General features: G+C 70.2%; 14 protein-coding genes. 9 read left to right on the forward strand and 5 right to left on the reverse strand.

Annotated features, from left to right (window positions below; translation table 11 throughout):
* Nucleotides 1-152 precede the first annotated feature (152 nt).
* Nucleotides 153-1,529: an aminotransferase class V-fold PLP-dependent enzyme gene (locus tag ACFY1U_RS03330; protein ID WP_390692435.1), complete on the forward strand. Its 1,377-nt coding sequence runs from the start codon at nt 153-155 to the stop codon at nt 1,527-1,529.
* Nucleotides 1,530-1,624: 95 nt separating this feature from the next.
* Here the strand turns inward: ACFY1U_RS03330 and ACFY1U_RS03335 are convergent, their stop codons facing one another.
* The gene (locus ACFY1U_RS03335) at nt 1,625-1,906 is read right to left on the reverse strand and encodes an Lrp/AsnC family transcriptional regulator (protein ID WP_099928230.1); all 282 of its coding nucleotides are present in this window, start codon (nt 1,904-1,906) and stop codon (nt 1,625-1,627) included.
* Nucleotides 1,903-2,637 carry a rhomboid family intramembrane serine protease gene (locus ACFY1U_RS03340; RefSeq protein WP_390692436.1) on the reverse strand — a complete coding sequence of 245 codons (735 nt, stop codon included), beginning with the start codon at nt 2,635-2,637 and terminating at the stop codon, nt 1,903-1,905. Before ACFY1U_RS03340 ends, ACFY1U_RS03335 begins: the two co-directional genes overlap by 4 nt.
* 165 nt (nt 2,638-2,802) lie before the next feature.
* Here ACFY1U_RS03340 and ACFY1U_RS03345 point away from each other — a divergent pair, with 165 nt between their 5' ends.
* From ACFY1U_RS03345 to ACFY1U_RS03365, 5 genes are all read left to right on the forward strand, one after another.
* The gene (locus ACFY1U_RS03345) at nt 2,803-3,042 is read left to right on the forward strand and encodes a hypothetical protein (protein ID WP_009309707.1); all 240 of its coding nucleotides are present in this window, start codon (nt 2,803-2,805) and stop codon (nt 3,040-3,042) included.
* A gap of 34 nt (nt 3,043-3,076) precedes the next feature.
* Entirely contained in the window at nt 3,077-4,420 is a 1,344-nt protein-coding gene (locus ACFY1U_RS03350) for an NYN domain-containing protein (protein WP_390692437.1), read from the forward strand.
* Nucleotides 4,421-4,655: 235 nt separating this feature from the next.
* Entirely contained in the window at nt 4,656-5,690 is a 1,035-nt protein-coding gene (locus tag ACFY1U_RS03355; protein ID WP_390692438.1) for an NlpC/P60 family protein, read from the forward strand.
* A 427-nt stretch (nt 5,691-6,117) separates the two neighbouring features.
* Nucleotides 6,118-7,134 (forward strand): NlpC/P60 family protein, encoded by a 1,017-nt coding sequence (locus tag ACFY1U_RS03360; RefSeq protein WP_390692439.1) that lies wholly within the window; start codon nt 6,118-6,120, stop codon nt 7,132-7,134.
* Between the two features lie 32 nt (nt 7,135-7,166).
* Nucleotides 7,167-8,357, forward strand: a complete 1,191-nt coding sequence (locus tag ACFY1U_RS03365; RefSeq protein WP_390692440.1) for a hypothetical protein — start codon at nt 7,167-7,169, stop codon at nt 8,355-8,357.
* On the opposite strand, the gene ACFY1U_RS03370 is transcribed toward ACFY1U_RS03365, so the two are convergent.
* The gene (locus ACFY1U_RS03370; protein ID WP_390692441.1) at nt 8,345-8,875 is read right to left on the reverse strand and encodes a PadR family transcriptional regulator; all 531 of its coding nucleotides are present in this window, start codon (nt 8,873-8,875) and stop codon (nt 8,345-8,347) included. The genes ACFY1U_RS03365 and ACFY1U_RS03370 overlap by 13 nt on opposite strands.
* An 88-nt stretch (nt 8,876-8,963) precedes the next feature.
* Here ACFY1U_RS03370 and ACFY1U_RS03375 point away from each other — a divergent pair, with 88 nt between their 5' ends.
* Nucleotides 8,964-10,289 carry an MATE family efflux transporter gene (locus tag ACFY1U_RS03375; protein ID WP_390692442.1) on the forward strand — a complete coding sequence of 442 codons (1,326 nt, stop codon included), beginning with the start codon at nt 8,964-8,966 and terminating at the stop codon, nt 10,287-10,289.
* On the opposite strand, the gene ACFY1U_RS03380 is transcribed toward ACFY1U_RS03375, so the two are convergent.
* Nucleotides 10,250-11,485 carry a glycosyltransferase 87 family protein gene (locus ACFY1U_RS03380; RefSeq protein WP_390692443.1) on the reverse strand — a complete coding sequence of 412 codons (1,236 nt, stop codon included), beginning with the start codon at nt 11,483-11,485 and terminating at the stop codon, nt 10,250-10,252. The genes ACFY1U_RS03375 and ACFY1U_RS03380 overlap by 40 nt on opposite strands.
* A 138-nt stretch (nt 11,486-11,623) precedes the next feature.
* Here ACFY1U_RS03380 and ACFY1U_RS03385 point away from each other — a divergent pair, with 138 nt between their 5' ends.
* Both ACFY1U_RS03385 and ACFY1U_RS03390 read left to right on the forward strand, forming a co-directional pair.
* On the forward strand, nt 11,624-12,766 hold the full coding sequence (locus ACFY1U_RS03385) for a glycosyltransferase family 4 protein (protein ID WP_390692444.1): 1,143 nt from the start codon (nt 11,624-11,626) through the stop codon (nt 12,764-12,766).
* Between the two features lie 196 nt (nt 12,767-12,962).
* Entirely contained in the window at nt 12,963-14,549 is a 1,587-nt protein-coding gene (locus ACFY1U_RS03390) for a GMC oxidoreductase (RefSeq protein WP_390692445.1), read from the forward strand.
* Between the two features lie 22 nt (nt 14,550-14,571).
* Here ACFY1U_RS03390 and ACFY1U_RS03395 read toward each other — a convergent pair whose 3' ends face one another.
* Complete coding sequence (locus ACFY1U_RS03395; RefSeq protein ID WP_390692446.1) at nt 14,572-16,368, reverse strand: AMP-dependent synthetase/ligase; 1,797 nt, start codon at nt 16,366-16,368, stop codon at nt 14,572-14,574.
* Between the last annotated feature and the right edge of the window lie 320 nt (nt 16,369-16,688).

The raw sequence follows: 16,688 nt of genomic DNA on the forward strand, positions 1-16,688 counted from the left end.
CCAGGGGTCCTGGTCGTCGAGGAGCCTTCCGTGAGCAAGCGAATGCGATAGGGCCGCAGAGCCCCGCCTCCGCATCCCCTTTCCTTTCACGCCCCTGCTTGAGCCATACCGCTCGCGGGGCGAATTCCACCTGCCTCCACGGGAGTTCCGCCATGTCTGTCTCCACCGCTGCCGCCGCCACCGCCATTTGTGCCCCGCTGCCCGTTCTGGGCCGGGATGTCACCGTCCCGCTCGTCACGGGCGGCGAAGTCACCTATGCGGCGCTCGACTACGCGGCCAGCGCCCCCGCCCTGCAGCGCGTGTGGGACGACGTCGCGGCGTACGCGCCCTACTACGGCAGCGTCCACCGCGGTGCCGGCTACCTCTCCCAGCTGTCGACCGACCTCTTCGAGAACGCCCGCAGGACCGTTGCGGAGTTCCTCGACTGCCGCGCCGACGACCAGCTGATCTTCACCCGGTCGACGACGGACTCCCTCAACCTCCTGGCCGCCGCGCTCCCCGCCGACTGCCAGGTCTTCGTCTTCGAGACCGAGCACCACGCCTCGCTGCTGCCCTGGAAGGACGCCCGGGTCACCTACCTCAACGCCCCGCGCACCCCGCAGCAGGCCGTCGAGACGCTGGAGAAGGCCCTCGCCGACCGGACTGCATCCATTCAAGAGGGCCAGGGCCCGGCCCTGGTCTGCGTGACCGGCGCCTCGAACGTCACCGGCGAACTGTGGCCGGTGCGCGAGCTGGCCGCCGCCGCCCACGCGCACGGCGCCCGTATCGTCCTGGACGCCGCCCAACTCGCCCCGCACCACCCCGTCTCCGTGCAGGACCTCGACGTCGACTGGGTCGCCTTCTCCGGCCACAAGCTGTACGCGCCCTTCGGCTCCGGCGTACTGGCCGGCCGCGCCGACTGGCTGCAGGCCGCCGACCCCTACCTCGCGGGCGGCGGCGCCAGCCGCAAGGTCACCCGGCGCGAGGACGGCGGCGTGGACGTGGAGTGGCACGACAGCGCCGCCCGCCACGAGGCCGGCTCCCCGAACGTGATCGGCGCCTACTCCATCGCGTCGGCCTGCAAGGCGCTCACCGAGGCCGGCTTCGACACCCTGGTCGCCCGCGAGCAGCACCTGATCGACACCGTCCGGGCCGGCCTCGCCGAGGTGCCCGAGGTACGGGTCCTCTCCCTCTTCGGCGACGATGCCCCGCGCGTCGGCGTGATCTCCTTCGTCGTCGAGGGCTGGAACAGCTCGCACTTCGCCGCCGCGCTCTCCGCCGAGTACGGCATCGGCGTCCGCGACGGCCTCTTCTGCGCCCACCCGCTGGTCCGCACCCTCCTGGGCAGCGACCCGCAGACCCAGGGCGAATGCGGCTCCCCCGAGACCGCCCCCGGCGAAAAGTCCCTCAACGCCATCCGCGTCAGCTTCGGCGCGGGCACCCCCGACGAGCACGTCGAGCGCTTCGTCAACGCCGTGAAGGAACTGGTGGCGGACGGCGCGAAGTGGACGTACAGGACAGAGGACGGCCGCTGCGTCCCTGCGGTCTGAGCAGCCGCCCTATAGGGGCGCGGGGAACTGCGCGACCAGCCACAACGCACCGGTAGTCGCACACGAACCGCACCACGCAGACGCCTAGGCGTCGATCACGAGTCCAACCCAATGGCAAACGCAGCCTCAAGGTCATGCTGCGAGTACGTCCGAAACGCAACATGCGTATCCGTAGCCTCGACACCGGGGATCTTGCTGATGCTGCCGGGAATCACGTCAGCAAGATCCTCATGCTGCTTCACGCGAACCATGGCGATCAGGTCATACGTCCCGGTCACGGAAAAGACTTCACTCACGCTCTCCAGCGAAGCGATCCGCTCCGCGATCTCAGGGATCCGGTCCACGCTGGTCTTGATGAGGACGATCGCGGTGATCAAGGCTGGTTCTCTCCCTCGGAGGCCGGAGCTGGGGCGGATCTCACTCTAGTCGTACGGCCGAACCGGACCCAGGCGTAGACGAAGCCCAGGCCGAAGCCCACCAGGTGCGCCAGATAGGCCACCCCCGGTCCCGTCGCCGCCTGTCCGGCCGCCAGCCACTGCAGGGCCGCCCAGAAGGGCAGCACGATCCAGGCGGGGAAACGCAGGGGCAGGAAGAAGAGGAACGGCAGAAGACTGGTCACCCGCGCCCCGGGGAACAGGTACAGAAACGCACCCAGGACCGCGGAGATCGCCCCGGACGCGCCGACCAGCGACTGCTGGGACGTGGCATTGGCCGCCGCGTACCCCAGCAGGGCGAGGTAGCCGCAGCCGAGGTAGAAGAGCGTGAACTGGACGCGGCCCATCCGTTCCTCGGTCATCGCCCCGAAGACGTAGAGGAAGAGCATGTTGCCGAGCAGGTGGACCCAGCTGCCGTGGACGAACAGGGCCGTGGCGGGCGTCAGGGTGGCCCTGGGGGAGCCCTGGAACAGCTCGGCCGGGACCACGCCCCAGCGGTGGAAATAGGCGCGCTGGGCGGCGAGCAGCGCGTCACCGGAGCCGTGGACCGGATTGAGGCCGGCCGCCGGGCCGGTCACGAAGAGCAGACAGCACAGGGCGATCAGGGTGTACGTCATGGGCGCCGAGGGGCGCCGGATCGCTCTGCCGACGGTCGCGCTCCACTTGCCGATCATGAACACAGAGCATGACGTAACGGGACGCAGTCGCACAGACCGCCTCGCCGCCGTGGACGGACGGGCGGCGAGTGAGCGCCAGGCCGTAGGGTTACGAGCCACACGCCCGGGGAAGCTCGGGCGTCACTGACAATAGAAGACCTAGAAGGAAAGAGCACAGGCACGATGACGGTTCCCCTCCCGACCGCCACGACGCGGTGGCGCTGCACCCTCTGCGGCAACCTCACGCGTTTCGACGTGACCCGCTCGTCGAAGGTCGTCGAGTACGTCCACCTCGATCTGGCCGGTGAGCCCAAGGTCGAGGAGCGCGAGGTGGTCAGTGAGACCATCGAGTCGGTGCGCTGCCGCTGGTGCAACGCGGTGGATCAGGTGGAACTCGTGGACAGGCCGGGCGCCGACTCCTGAGCGGAGCGGCCCCACAGGTAATGGGGTGTGACGGATGGTGGAGACCACAGGCGGGGGGCCGGGCGACGGCACCGCCGAGGTGCTTGACCGTCCGCTGCCCGACGGAGTGCGCCGCAGGGTCGTCCAGATCGTCTCGGACGGCTTCGGCGGGCTGACCGTCGGCGAACTGCCCGCACAGCTGAGGCAGTACGCCCGTTTCGCACCGAACCGGCGGGCCAAGTTCGCCGGCAACGCGATGGCGGCCGCGCTGGAGACCGATCCGCTGTTCCGGCAGCGCATCGGGGAGAAGCTGAGAGAGGCCCAGCCGGAACTCGCCGGCGCTCTCGACTCCGGCTCGCCGCCCCCGGCCGCGGATCCCCTCGACGTGGCGGCCGCGGCCTATGTGCTGCGGCCCACCGGCTGGGTGAAGCTGGTGACCGCGGCCGGCGAGGAGGCCCAGCGGGCCGATGCCGAGCGCGCCGACGAGGAGAGCCGGGCCGAGCTGGAGCGGCTGCGTGCGGAGCTCGACCGGGCCCGGGAGCAGACCAGGGCCGACACCGAGCGGCTCCGTACCGAGCTGGACGCCGCCAAGAAGGAGGCCGACTCGCTGCACCGCAAGCTGCGAGCGGCCCTCAGCGACGTCAAGCGGGGCGAGGCCGCCCTCCGCAAGATCCAGAGCGAGATCGAGACCGTACGCGCCGAGGGGCAGGCGCAGGTGTCCGCCGCCGAGAGCGAGTCCCGCCGGCTGAAGTCGCGGCTCGGGGAGGCGGAGGCCGCCCTGGAGGCCACGCGCAAAGCAGCGCGCGAGGGGCGCAGTGTCGAGGACATGCGCGTGCGCCTGCTTCTGGACACCGTCCTGGACGCGGCCCAGGGACTGCGCCGGGAGCTGGCCTTGCCGCCGGTGTCCGTGCGGCCGGCGGAGACCGTCGATGCGGTCGAACCGGGGCGAATGACCCCGAAAGACATCGCTGCGCGCGCTTTGTCCGAAAATGACCCCGCGATCCTGGATCAGCTGCTCGAGCTGCCGCAGGCGCACCTGGTCGTCGACGGTTACAACGTCACCAAAACGGGTTATCCCCAAATGCCTCTGGAGAAGCAGCGGTTGAGGCTCCTCGGGCAGCTTTCGCAACTCGCTGCACAGACCGGCGCCGAGGTCACCTGTGTCTTCGACGGGGCCGAGTTGGCCGCTCCCGTGCTGCTCGCGCCGCCGCGCGGAGTGCGGGTGCTGTTCTCCAAGGCGGGCGTCACGGCGGACGAGTTGATCCGCCAGCTGGTGCGCGCGGAGCCCCCCGGGCGGCCCGTCATCGTTGCTTCCACGGACCGCGAGGTGGCCGACGGAGTGGCCCGCGCGGGGGCGCGGCCGATCGCCTCGGCGATGCTTCTGAAGCGGCTGTCCTGAGCCGTTCCCGGGCCGCTGTCCCGAAGGTCGAACTTCTAGGTTTAATGCCCGAATTGGCGCAATCGTCACGCAACGTAGCGTCAACCTGGCGTCACCGCACGTGGGTTATGTGCAAAGAATGCATTGCGTCACTAAGATTTTCCACGCGAGGATTTGAAGTGATCACAAGAAGGTCACTAAGGTCTGGCCTCGAACCTCCGAGCGGGTGATCACTCACAAGAAGGAGCCCTCTTCCGTGGCGTCCCATCGTCGACCGAAGCAGCCGAGCCGGGCTCGTGTGACCGTGCTCACCACCGCAGCTGCTGCCGCTGTTGCCCTCAGCGCCCAGGCCGCGAATGCCGCGCCGAGCGAGAAGCCCTCCAAGGACGAGGTCAAGGCCAAGGTCGACAAGCTGTACGAGGAGGCCGAGCAGGCCACCGAGAAGTTCAACGGCGCCAAGGAGAAGCAGCAGAAGCTCCAGAAGGAGATCTCCACCATCCAGGACAACGTCGCCCGGGGCCAGGAGGAGCTCAACCAGCTGCGTGACTCCATCGGTCTGGCGGCGGCGGCGCAGTACCGCACCGGCACCATCGACTCGTCCCTGCAGCTCTTCCTGTCGTCGAACCCGAACGACTACCTGGACAAGGCGTCCACCGCCGACCAGCTCAGCGCCCAGCAGGTCGAGGCGCTGAAGAAGATCCAGGAGAAGCAGCGCGAACTCGCCCAGGAGCGCGCCGAGGCCTCCGACAAGCTCAAGGACCTCGCCTCCACCCGCACGGAGCTGGGCAACAAGAAGAAGGACATCCAGGGCAAGCTCGCCGAGGCGCAGAAGCTGCTCAACTCCCTGACGGCCGCGGAGCGGGCCTCGCTCGCCGCCGCCGACGCCCGCGCCAGCCGCTCGGCCAGCGCGCGGGTGGACCTCGGCAACGCGACCGCCGCCTCCGCCCGGGCCCAGGCCGCCTTCGACGCCGCCAAGACCCAGCTGGGCAAGCCGTACGTCTACGGCGCCACCGGCACCGCCTCCTACGACTGCTCGGGCCTGACCTCCTGGGCCTACGGCCAGGCCGGCGTCTCGATACCGCGCACCTCGCAGGCGCAGGCCAACGCGGGCACCCGGATCTACTCCGAGAGCCAGCTCCAGGTCGGCGACCTCGTGCTCTTCTACGGCGACCTGCACCACGTGGGCCTGTACGCGGGCAACGGCATGGTGCTGCACGCCCCGCGCACCGGCACCGTCGTGCGCTACGAGTCGATCAGCGACATGCCGTTCCAGTTCGGCGTCCGGATCTGACACGCGTCCCTGAGGATCCGTTTCAAGATCAGGACACCGGTCCGCCCGAACGGGCGAATTACGTGAACCCGCACTGACCCCACGCCCCGCCCATGACCTGCGTCAGAGGCGGGGCGTCGCGTTGTGTGCCCGCAGAGGTCGCTGGCCGTCGTGCACTCGCATGGCTAGCATCGCCGCGTCCCTCGACGGAAGTCGTCGGACCTACCGCCGGACGGGCGGGAAGTCACGCCTGCTCAGGCCGCGCAAGACCAGCCCACATGGGCCGGCGGAGGCCCCTGGAACAGGAACCCGTGGTGGCATCGCGAAGCGGTGCGGACCAGAATCTCCTGCCCCCGGGGGCCGGAGAGGGCGTCCATGTCTGCCGCGTTTCCCCCGGAGCCCGGGGGAGAACCGGTGGCGTCCGGCAATGGAAGGAGCGTCGCTACTCGTGAGGTCCCACCGCCGCCCTGCACCGTCCGGGTTCAACCGGGGCGCCGGCACCGCCTTGTGTGTGCTGTCCGCCGCGGCCTCCGCGCTCGGCGCCGTCCCGGCCGACGCCGCTCCGTACGACCACACCCGGGCCGAGGTGGACCGCCTCTACGCGGAGGCCGAGAAGGCGACAGAGGCCTACGACAAGGCCGACGAGACCGCGAGCAGGCTGCGGAAGCAGGTGCACGACGCGCAGGACCTGATCGCCCGGCAGCAGGAGCGCATCAACTCCGTGCGGGAGTCGCTCGGTTCGCTGGCCGTCGCCCAGTACCGCTCCGGCGGCATCGACCCGACCCTCGCCCTGCTCTTCTCCGACAACCCGTCCGACTACCTCGACAAGGCCTCCGTCCTGGACCGGATCAACGCCCATCAGGCGGGCGAGCTCAGAGACCTCCAGTCCTCGATGCGCGACGTCGCCCAGGAGCGCGCCGAAGCGGTCGGCAAGCTCGCCGAGCTGGAGAAGAGCCGTAAGGTCGTCGCCGTCCACAAGAGGATCGTGGAGAAGAAACTCGCCGAGGCCCGTCGGCTGCTCAACTCCCTGCCGTACGGGGAGCGTGCCGCCTACGGCCGCGCCTCCCGGGACGACCGCGGCGAGCTCTTCCCCGACTTCGGCAGCGCCATGCCGGCCTCGGCCCGTGCGGCCGCCGCGATGGCCGCCGCCCGCTCCGCGCTCGGCATGCCGTATGTGTGGGGCGCCACCGGTCCCTACGGCTTCGACTGTTCGGGGTTGATGCAGTGGTCGTACGCGCAGGCCGGGGTCCAGCTGCCGCGCACCTCGCAGGAGCAGGCATACGCCGGCCGGCAGATCCCGCTCTCCGAGGCACGCCCCGGCGACCTGGTCATCTACCGCTCCGACGCCAGCCACGTCGGGATGTACATGGGCAACGGCCAGGTGATCCACGCGCCCTACCCCGGCGCGCCCGTGCGCTACGACCCGGTGGACATGCTGCCGGTGTCCTCGGTCACCAGGGTCTGACCAACCGCCCCTGTCGGCCTTACGATCGGAAAGTGGCTGGTCGTGGGCGGGCGTCGAGGTTGTCAGTGGTGGCGCTCGTGCTGCTGCTCGTCTCTTTGGTGGCATGCGGCGGCCAGCCCGCCGGCGGCAGTGCCGGGGCCGATCTGCAGCGGGTCCTCGACCGGCGGTCCACCGCCGTCCTCGACCGCGACCGGGCGGCCTTCCTGAAGACGGGCGCGCCAGGCTGGTTCGAGAACCTGCGCGGGGTGCCGCTGGCGTCCTGGTCGTACCGTGTGACGGCCCTGCACCGCACCGGCGACGAGGCGACCGCCAACGCCGAACTGCGCTACCGCATCGAGGGATACGACCACGCGCCCGTCACTGTAGGCCGCACCCTGACCCTCTCCCGGAAGAGCGACGGGCACTGGTACGTGGACGCGGACAGGCCCGCCAAGAAGTCCTCCCAGCAGCTGTGGGACCAGGGCGCGGTGACCGTCGTACGCGGCAGCCACAGCATCGTGCTCGGCACCGGTCAGTCCAGCGAGGCGCTGCACTCGTACGCGGACCTCGCGGACCGTGCGGTGCCCGCCGTGTCCGGGGCCTGGGGCAGCGACTGGGCGGGGCATGTGGTGGTGCTCGTCCCGGGGTCGGTGGGGGGCATGGCGGGGCTGCTCGGCTCGCCCGCCTCCCAGTACCGCGGGATCGCGGCGGTCACCACGGGCGAGGTGGGCGGCCCGCCGACCGCGCCCGCGGACCGCATCATCGTCAACCCGGACGCGTACGCCCTGCTCGGCCCGCTGGGCAAGCAGGTGGTGCTCACCCACGAGACCACCCATGTCGCGACCCGCGCCCACACCAACGCCGCCACCCCGCTGTGGCTGTCCGAGGGGTACGCCGACTGGATCGGCTACCTCGGCACCGGCCGCACCCCGGCCGAGGCCGCGCCCGAGCTGGCGCGCGCGGTGAGCGAGGGGCGGGTGCCGGAAGACCTGCCCACCGACAAGGACTTCGGCTTCAGCGGCGACGCGACGAATCTGGCGCAGGCCTACGAGGGCGGCTGGATGGCCTGCCGGCTGATCGCGCAGCAGTGGGGTCTCGAGCAGCTCGGGCAGTTCTACCGCGCGGTCGGCGACCACCGGCAGCGGGCGGGCTCGGTGGAGGGCGCGATGCGGAAGGTGCTGGGGACGACACCGGAGAAGTTCACCCGGCAGTGGCGGGACTATCTCCGGACTCAACTCGGCTGATCGAGCCGGGCGATGGCTTCCCTGAGCCAGGCGCGCTCGGCCTCGCCGGTGGCTCGTGCGACCCTCAGCATGCCTTCCCGGAACAGGTCGCTCGTCTCCTCCGCGCGCACGGGTCTGCCGTCGTCGTAGAAGAAGCTCGAGGGTGTCTCCAGGAAGTCCAGGCGGCGGTGCAGCACCGCGGCCTGTTCGCGGGGGTCCGGCAGGTGCCGCAGGAAGGACAGGACCGTGTTGAAGCGGACCTGGTCGGTGATCTCCGCCTGCTTCGGGTGGCGCAGCCGCTCCAGCAGGTCCTCGCGGCCCTTGTCGGTGAGGGAGAGCGTGCGGCGGGGTGCTGCGCTCGCTCCGGGTTCGGTGTGCTGGTCGAGCTTGCCCGCGGCGACGAGACGGGTGAGGGCGGGGTAGAGCGCGCCGTCGCTGACCGGGCGGACATGGCCGCTCAGCGCCTTGATGCGCTCCTTCAACTCGTAGCCGTGCAGCGGCTGTTCGGCCAGGAAGCCGAGGATCGACAGCTCGAGCAACGTTTCCTCCTTGCGGGGTGCAGTGCGGCCATGCTACCTCTTATCGAGCTACCTCTATTCGAGGTAGCTCGTTTCGAGGGGGACAGTCGTGAACGCGCACCGCAGACAGCTCATATCGCTCGCTCACCCCGTCTACTTCTCACTCCTCGCCTCCGTCGCCGCCGGGATCATCAACACAGTCTGGGTCTCGCGGCTCGGCGGTGCGGCGGTGGCCGCCGTGGCCGTGGCGACCAACACCGAGAACGTGCTGCTCGGCGTCTCGCTGGTCTTCGCCTCCGGTACGACCGTGCTGGTCGCGCACGCCAGGGGAGCGCGGGATCCGGGGGCGATGCGGGCGGCGGTGCACGGGGGCTGGGCACTGTGCGCGCTGGTCACGCCGGTCGTTGTCACGGGCGGGCTGCTGCTGCGGGAGCCGCTGGCACGGCTGGTGCTGGGCGGGGGCGACGGTGCCGCGCTGTCGCTCGCCGTCGGCTACTTCGCGATCTCACTGCCGGGTATCGCCGTCTTCTTCGCGCAGAACCTCGTTGACGGAATCCTCAAGGGCGCGGGCGACACGAGGACTCCGATGCGGCTCGCGCTGCTGGCCAACGGGCTGATCCTGGTCTGCGACCCGTTCCTGATCCACTGGTACGGGGTGCAGGGCGCCGCTGCCTCGACGGTGCTGTGCCGGTGCCCGGCCCTTGGGGTGGGGTTGTTCGCGGTGCGGCGGAACGCCCTGCTGCGTGAGGCGGTCGGGGTGCGGGCCGCCGAGCCGGTCCGGGCCGCGCTCCGCCGCACCCTCACCACCGGCCTGCCCATGTCCGCCGACTTCACCGTGCGGCAGGGCGGCGCGCTGGTCCTGGTCGCCGTCGTGGCGCGGCTCGGGGTGACGGCCGTGGCCGCGTACTCGATCGCGTACAAGGTCATGTATGTGGCGACCATGGCCTTCTACTCCGTGCGGCAGGCCGCCTCCATCCACACCGCGCACACCCGGGGCGCCGGGAGGGACGCGCGCCGGGCCATCGGGCGGCAGGCGGTGCTCGTGTCCGGGACGGTCGGGCTCGGGGCCGCCGCGGCCCTGTTCCTCACCGCCCCCTGGATCATGGCCGCCTTCGGTGCGGGGCCGGACGTCGCCCGCGCCGGTGTTCTGTTCCTGCGCTGCATCGGGCCCTACCTGCTGCTGATGGCCTGCTTCATCGCGCTCGGCGGGGTGTTCGAGGGGAGCGGGGGAGCGCCGGTGCTGCTGCGGGTGACGGCACTCGGCACCGCGGTCCAACTCACGCTGGCGTACGGCCTGTCGGGGCTCGGCCTGCCGGGCATCTGCCTGGCGCTGGCGCTCGCGATGGGGGTGCAGTGCGCGGTGGTGGGCGTGTTGTTCCGGCGGGCCGCCCGGCGTCAGGGGGACGTCGAGTTCTCCCTGGTGCGCGTCGCCTGAGTGGGCAGGGGCGGTACCGGGTCGCGGGAGACCGTCGACTGCCACAGCTCCACGGCCCCGAGCACGGCGGCGACGACCAGCAGGCCGTTGCGGAGGACCAGCAGGGCGACGCCGAGGGTGTCGCTCATGACGACGTGCTGGAACCAGACCGGGAACTCCAGCACCGTCACGAAGGCGGCCGAGAGCACCAGCGCCACGGGCACCCCCATGCGGCTGCTGCGGAAGCACAGGCAGACGGCCGCGAGACCGACCAGCCACACCATGTACTGCGGGCTGATCACCCGGCTGGTGACCGTGAACATCAGCACCGCCACGAAGGCCGCGTCCGCGAGCGTGTTCGGCAGGAACCGCGTGGCCATCAGCCGCCACAGCAGCAGCCAGCCGAAGACGACGCCGGTCAGGAACAGGGCCGCAGTGCTGACCAGGCTGACATACGGGCCGAGGAATTCGATCGAGCCGTAGTTCAGCAGCACCTGGCCGTTCCAGCCGAACTGCCGGGCGACGTGGAAGACGAGGGAGCCCAGCGACTCGACCTCGGTGCCGCGGTTGCGCTGGAAGTTCAGAAAGGCGAACGCGCCGGGCATGGTCACCGCGAACACCGCCGCCAGTGCCGCCACGGTCGCCGCCGCCCAGGCCCAGGTGCCGCGTTTACGGGCGCCGACCAGCAGGAGCGCCGGCCACACCTTCAGCATCGCCCCGAAGCCCACCAGGACGCCCATCACGCGTGGATGCCGGGCGCCCGCGAGCAGCCCGGCCACGGCCACCGCGGTGACCATCACGTCGTAGCGTGCGTACACGGTCGGCCCGAGCAGCGGTACGCCCAGCACCCACACCCAGGTGCCGCGCAGGGTCTTGCCGGGGCGCAGGCCCGCGTACAGGAGCAGCGACAGGACGACCAGGTCCGCCAGGAAGGCGAGGAAGAAGAAGGCGGTCGCGTAGTCGAGGAAGCCCAGCAGCGCGGGGGAGAGGACCGGGAGGGCGGCGGCGGGCGGGTACTGCCAGGTGACGTCGTCCAGCGGGAAGGTGCCGTGGCGCAGGGTCTCGTACCAGCCCTGGTAGATCACGGACACGTCGCTCGTGACGTCCGGCCCGGGAAAGACGAACACCTTGAGGACGAACAGCAGCAGCATCAGCCTGGTCAGGCCCCAGGTCACCAGCAGTCCCGCAAGGGGCCGCCTTCCACCCGCAATGTCCACCGGAGCCCCGTTTCCGTCCGCTTTCCGTTCCGGTCTTGAGGGGAACATGATGTCCTGTGCAGCTGTGTGCGTGCCATAAACGTGGCCGTGCCGAGCTGTGCGCGACCGTTGGATGCCCGTTGGATAGGGTCGGCGGCGATGCACAAGACCCTGATCGTGACGAACGACTTCCCGCCCCGGCCGGGCGGTATCCAGGCGTTTCTGCACAACATGGCGCTACGGCTGGACCCCGGTCGTCTCGTCGTCTACGCGTCCACCTGGAAGCGCGGCCGGGAGGGGACCGAGGCCACGGCCGCCTTCGACGCCGAGCAGCCCTTCACCGTCGTACGTGACACCACGACGATGCTGCTGCCCACGCCGGGTGCGACCCGGAAGGCGGTCGGGCTGCTGCGGGAGCACGGCTGTACGTCGGTGTGGTTCGGGGCGGCGGCGCCGCTCGGCCTGATGGCGCCGGCCCTGCGCAAGGCGGGCGCCGAGCGGCTGGTGGCCACCACCCACGGGCACGAGGCGGGGTGGGCGCAGCTGCCGGCCGCGCGGCAGCTGCTGAGCCGTATCGGCGAGTCCACCGACACGATCACCTACCTCGGCGAGTACACGCGCTCACGGATCGCCACCGCCCTGACCCCTGCGGCGGCCGGGCGGATGGTGCAGCTGCCGCCGGGCGTCGACGAGAAGACCTTCCACCCGGAGTCGGGCGGCGCCGCGATCCGCGCCCGGCTCGGCCTCACCGACCGGCCGGTGGTCGTGTGCGTGTCCCGGCTGGTCCCGCGCAAGGGCCAGGACACCCTGATCCTCGCCATGCCCCGCATCCTGGCCGCCGAGCCGGAGACGGTACTGCTGATCGTCGGCGGCGGCCCGTACGAGAAGGACCTGCGGCGACTGGCCCACGAGACCGGCGTGGCCGACTCGGTCCGCTTCACGGGCGCCGTGCCCTGGTCCGAGCTGCCCGCCCACTACGGCGCGGGCGACGTCTTCGCCATGCCGTGCCGGACGCGACGGGGCGGGCTGGATGTGGAGGGGCTGGGGATCGTCTACCTGGAGGCCTCGGCCACCGGCCTGCCGGTCGTGGCGGGCGACTCGGGGGGCGCCCCTGACGCCGTACTGGACGGCGAAACGGGCTGGGTGGTGCGAGGCGGCTCCGCCGAGGAGGCAGCCGACCGGATCGTGGTGCTCCTGGGGGATGCGGAGCTGCGGCGGGGGATGGGGGAGCGGGGCAGGCGGTGGGTTGAGGAAAGGTGGCGCTGGGACCTACTGGCGGAGCGGCTCAAGGCCTTGCTGTAGTGCAGCGCCCCTTCAGGGGCGCGGGGCTGTGTCGATATGCGGCTCCGCCGCGTGGGCGCGAGAACCACAAACAACCCGCAGCCGCCAACAACGAATATGTGGCACCCCACTAGGCGGAACCCGAAAATCCGCCCATGCTGCGCACATGACAGCAAAACTGATGCAACGTCAGCTGACGAGACGTCAAATCCTGGGAATGGTGGCTCTGCAGACGGCCGCCGCGGCGGGCCTGACCCGCATAGGCCTCGAATCCGCCCACGCAGCCGAGCCCGACGCAGTCGACACCGCCCCGGCGATAGTCATCGGCTCCGGCTACGGCGGCGCCGTAGCCGCCCTCCGCCTCGGCCAGGCCGGCATCCGCACCCTCGTCCTGGAGATGGGCCGCCTGTGGAACACCCCCGGCCCCGACGGCAAGATCTTCTGCAACACCGCCAACCCGGACCAGCGCTCCATGTGGTTCCGCACCCGCACCGAGGCCCCGCTGGCCAGCTTCCTGTGGCTGGACGTCGTCAACAAGGACATCACCCCCTACCCCGGCGCCCTGGACCGCGTGCACTACGACAACATGTCCGTGTACGTCGGACGCGGCGTCGGCGGCGGCTCCCTGGTCAACGGAGGTATGGCGGTCACCCCGCTCCAGTCGTACTTCACCGAGCAGTTCCCGACCGTGGACGCGAGCGAGATGTACGGCACGTACTTCCCGCGGGCCCGTTCCATGCTCGGCGTCAACACCGTCGACCCCACGTGGTTCGAGTCCACCGAGTGGTACCAGTTCACCCGGACCTCCCGTAAGGCAGCGGCCAACACCGGCCTGAAGACCACCTTCGTGCCGAACGTCTACGACTTCGACTACATGCAGCGCGAGGCAGCCGGTACGGCGACCAAGTCCGCGCTCGGGCAGGAGGTCATCTACGGCAACAACTACGGCAAGCGGAGCCTCGACAAGACGTACCTGGCCTCGGCGCTCGGCACCGGGAACGTCACCATCAACACCCTGGAGAAGGTGAAGGCCATCGGCCGGGCGAGCGACGGGAGCTGGACGCTGACCGCGGACCGGATCGACACCACCGGCGCGGTCGTCGAGACCAAGCACTACAGCTGTACGTACCTCTTCCTCGGCGGCGGCAGCCTCGGCACCACGGAACTCCTCGTCCGGGCCCGGGACACGGGCGCCCTGCCCGCGCTCAACTCCAGCGTCGGCGCCGGCTGGGGCACCAACGGCAACACCATGCTGGGCCGCGCCAACCACATCTGGGACACCACCGGGGCCAACCAGTCGACCATGCCGGTCATGGGCATCGACGACTGGGCCAACACCGACAATCCGGTCTTCGCGGAGATCGCCCCGCTGCCCATCGGGTTCGAGACCTGGGTCAGCCTCTATCTGGCGATCACCAAGAACCCGGAGCGGGCGAGCTTCACGTACGACTCCTCCACCGGCGGGGTCAAGCTCGGCTGGAGCGCCGCGCAGAGCGCCGTCTCGGTCGCCATGGCCAAGAAGCTGTTCGACCGGATCAACTCGGCCAACGCCACGATCTACCGCTACGACCTGTTCGGCTCCCCGAGCAAGATCTTCGCCGACGACTTCTGCTACCACCCGCTGGGCGGCTGTGTCCTCGGCAAGGCGACCGACAACTACGGCCGGGTGAAGGGATATTCGAAGCTGTACGTCACCGACGGCTCGCTGGTGCCGGGCTCGATCGGCGTGAACCCGTTCGTGACGATCACCGCGCTCGCCGAACGGACGATGGCGCGGGTCCTCGTGGAGGACACCGCGCCATGAGCCGTCGTAGGACCGGGACGTACTACTTCGCGTAGATCGCCTCGATCTCGTCCGCGTAGTCCTTCGCCACCACATTGCGCTTGAGCTTCAGCGACGGCGTCAGGTGGCCGGACTCCTCGGTGAACTGGGAGGACAGAATGCGGAACTTCCGCACCGATTCCGCCTTCGACACCGCGGCGTTGCCGTCGTCGATTGCCGACTGGATCGCGGCCTGCAGGTCCGCGTCCTCGCGCAGCGACGCCGCGGTGGAACCCGCCGGCTTGCCGTGCTCGTCGGCCCAGCGGCCCAGGAACTCCTCGTCGACGGTGACCAGCGCGCCCACGAACGGCCGCCCGTCGCCCACCACCATGCACTCCGCGACCAGCGCGTGCGCCCGGATACGGTCCTCGATCACGGCCGGGGCGACGTTCTTGCCGCCCGCGGTGACGATGATCTCCTTCTTGCGGCCGGTGATCCTGAGGTAGCCGTCCTCGTCGAGGGTGCCGATGTCACCGGTGTGGAACCAGCCGTCGGCCAGCGCCTCCGCGGTCGCCGCCTCGTTGTTCCAGTACCCCTTGAACAGGTGCTCGCCGTGCAGCAGCACCTCGCCGTCGTCCGCGATACGGATCACCGAGCCGGGCAGCGGCTGGCCGACCGTGCCGATCTTCTGGCGGTCCCAGGGGTTGAAGGCGGTGGCGGCACAGGACTCGGTCAGGCCGTAGCCCTCCAGGACCGAGAAGCCGATGCCGCGGAAGAAGTGACCCAGGCGCTCGCCCAGCGGGGCGCCGCCGGAGATCGCGTACTCGCCGCGGCCGCCGAGCACGGCGCGCAGCTTGCTGTAGACGAGCTTGTCGAACGTCTTGTACTTGATCTTCAGACCCAGCGACGGACCGGACGGCGTGTCCAGCGCGCGGCTGTAGGCGATCGCGGTGTCCGCCGCCTTGTCGAAGATCTTGCCCTTGCCGTCCGCCTGCGCCTTGGCGCGCGCCGAGTTGTAGACCTTCTCGAAGACGCGCGGGACGCCGAGGATCAACGTCGGCCGGAACGAGGCCAGTTCGTCGGTGAGGTTCTTGATGTCCGGGACCAGGCCCAGCTTGATCGGCGCCATCATCGGCGCGATCTGCACCAGGCGGCCGAAGACATGCGCGAGCGGCAGGAACAGCAGCACGGAGCAGTCACCCGTGCGGAACAGCGGGCGCAGCCGCTCCACGATGTTGCCGCACTCCGCGAAGAAGCTGCGGTGGGTGAGCACACAGCCCTTGGGGCGGCCGGTGGTGCCGGAGGTGTAGACGATCGTCGCCGGGTCGTCGGCCCGCGCCAGCGAGCTGCGGTCCTCGACCATGGCGTCGGTGACGTCCTTGCCGAGGTTGCCCAGCTCCTCCAGGGCTCCGGCCTCGATCTGCCAGACGTGCTTGAGGGCGGGCAGCGACTCGCGCACCGACTCGACGGCGGCCGCGTGGTTGTCCAGCTCGACGATCATGGCGGTCGCGCCCGAGTCGGACAGGATCCACTGCACCTGCTCCGGCGAGCTGGTCTCGTACACCGGCACGGTGACCGCGCCCGCGCTCCAGATCGCGAAGTCCAGCAGCGTCCACTCGTACCGGGTGCGGGACATCAGGCCGACCCGGTCGCCGGGCTGGACGCCGGAGGCGATCAGCCCCTTGGCGGCCGCGTGAACCTCGGCCAGAAAGGTGGTCGCCGTCACGTCCTGCCAGGCGCCCCCCACCTTGCGGGCGATCACGGCGACGTCCGGATGCTGCGCGGCGTTTCTGCGGACGATGTCGGTCAGATTGCCGTCCGCAGGGACCTCGTACAAAGCCGGAAGGCTGAACTCGCGCAAGACTGCTGCTCCTAATAAGGCGCCGGCGCCACGACGTTGTGTGATGCGACGGTGGGTCCAAGGCTCGGGCAGGTGCTCAGAGATTCAGTGGTTGAAATACTGAGCACGACTGGACTGCCCGGACGTTACCCGCCGGTATGGCTTCTTCGACAGGGGGTCCCGGCGAGATGTTCGCTGCGTCACACAGGTTGGTGTTCCTTTGCGTACGGTAGTCCACCCGCTAACTGACTGGCCAGTAACGGCGGGACCGGCCGCCACTGTTCACGTTCACCCCACACGCTTACCCTTGATCGCCATGGCATCCACACCACCCGGCAAGC

Origin of the sequence: Streptomyces sp. NPDC001351 (assembly GCF_042896045.1) — a bacterium.
In the GTDB taxonomy this organism is placed as follows: domain Bacteria; phylum Actinomycetota; class Actinomycetes; order Streptomycetales; family Streptomycetaceae; genus Streptomyces.

Coding starts and splice junctions, on each gene's coding strand:
- ACFY1U_RS03340 (WP_390692436.1), bottom strand. CDS start 2,637: ATGATCGGCAAGTGGAGCGCGACCGTCGGCAGAGCGATCCGGCGCCCC.
- ACFY1U_RS03330 (WP_390692435.1), top strand. CDS start 153: ATGTCTGTCTCCACCGCTGCCGCCGCCACCGCCATTTGTGCCCCGCTG.
- ACFY1U_RS03345 (WP_009309707.1), top strand. CDS start 2,803: ATGACGGTTCCCCTCCCGACCGCCACGACGCGGTGGCGCTGCACCCTC.
- ACFY1U_RS03390 (WP_390692445.1), top strand. CDS start 12,963: ATGGTGGCTCTGCAGACGGCCGCCGCGGCGGGCCTGACCCGCATAGGC.
- ACFY1U_RS03350 (WP_390692437.1), top strand. CDS start 3,077: ATGGTGGAGACCACAGGCGGGGGGCCGGGCGACGGCACCGCCGAGGTG.
- ACFY1U_RS03385 (WP_390692444.1), top strand. CDS start 11,624: ATGCACAAGACCCTGATCGTGACGAACGACTTCCCGCCCCGGCCGGGC.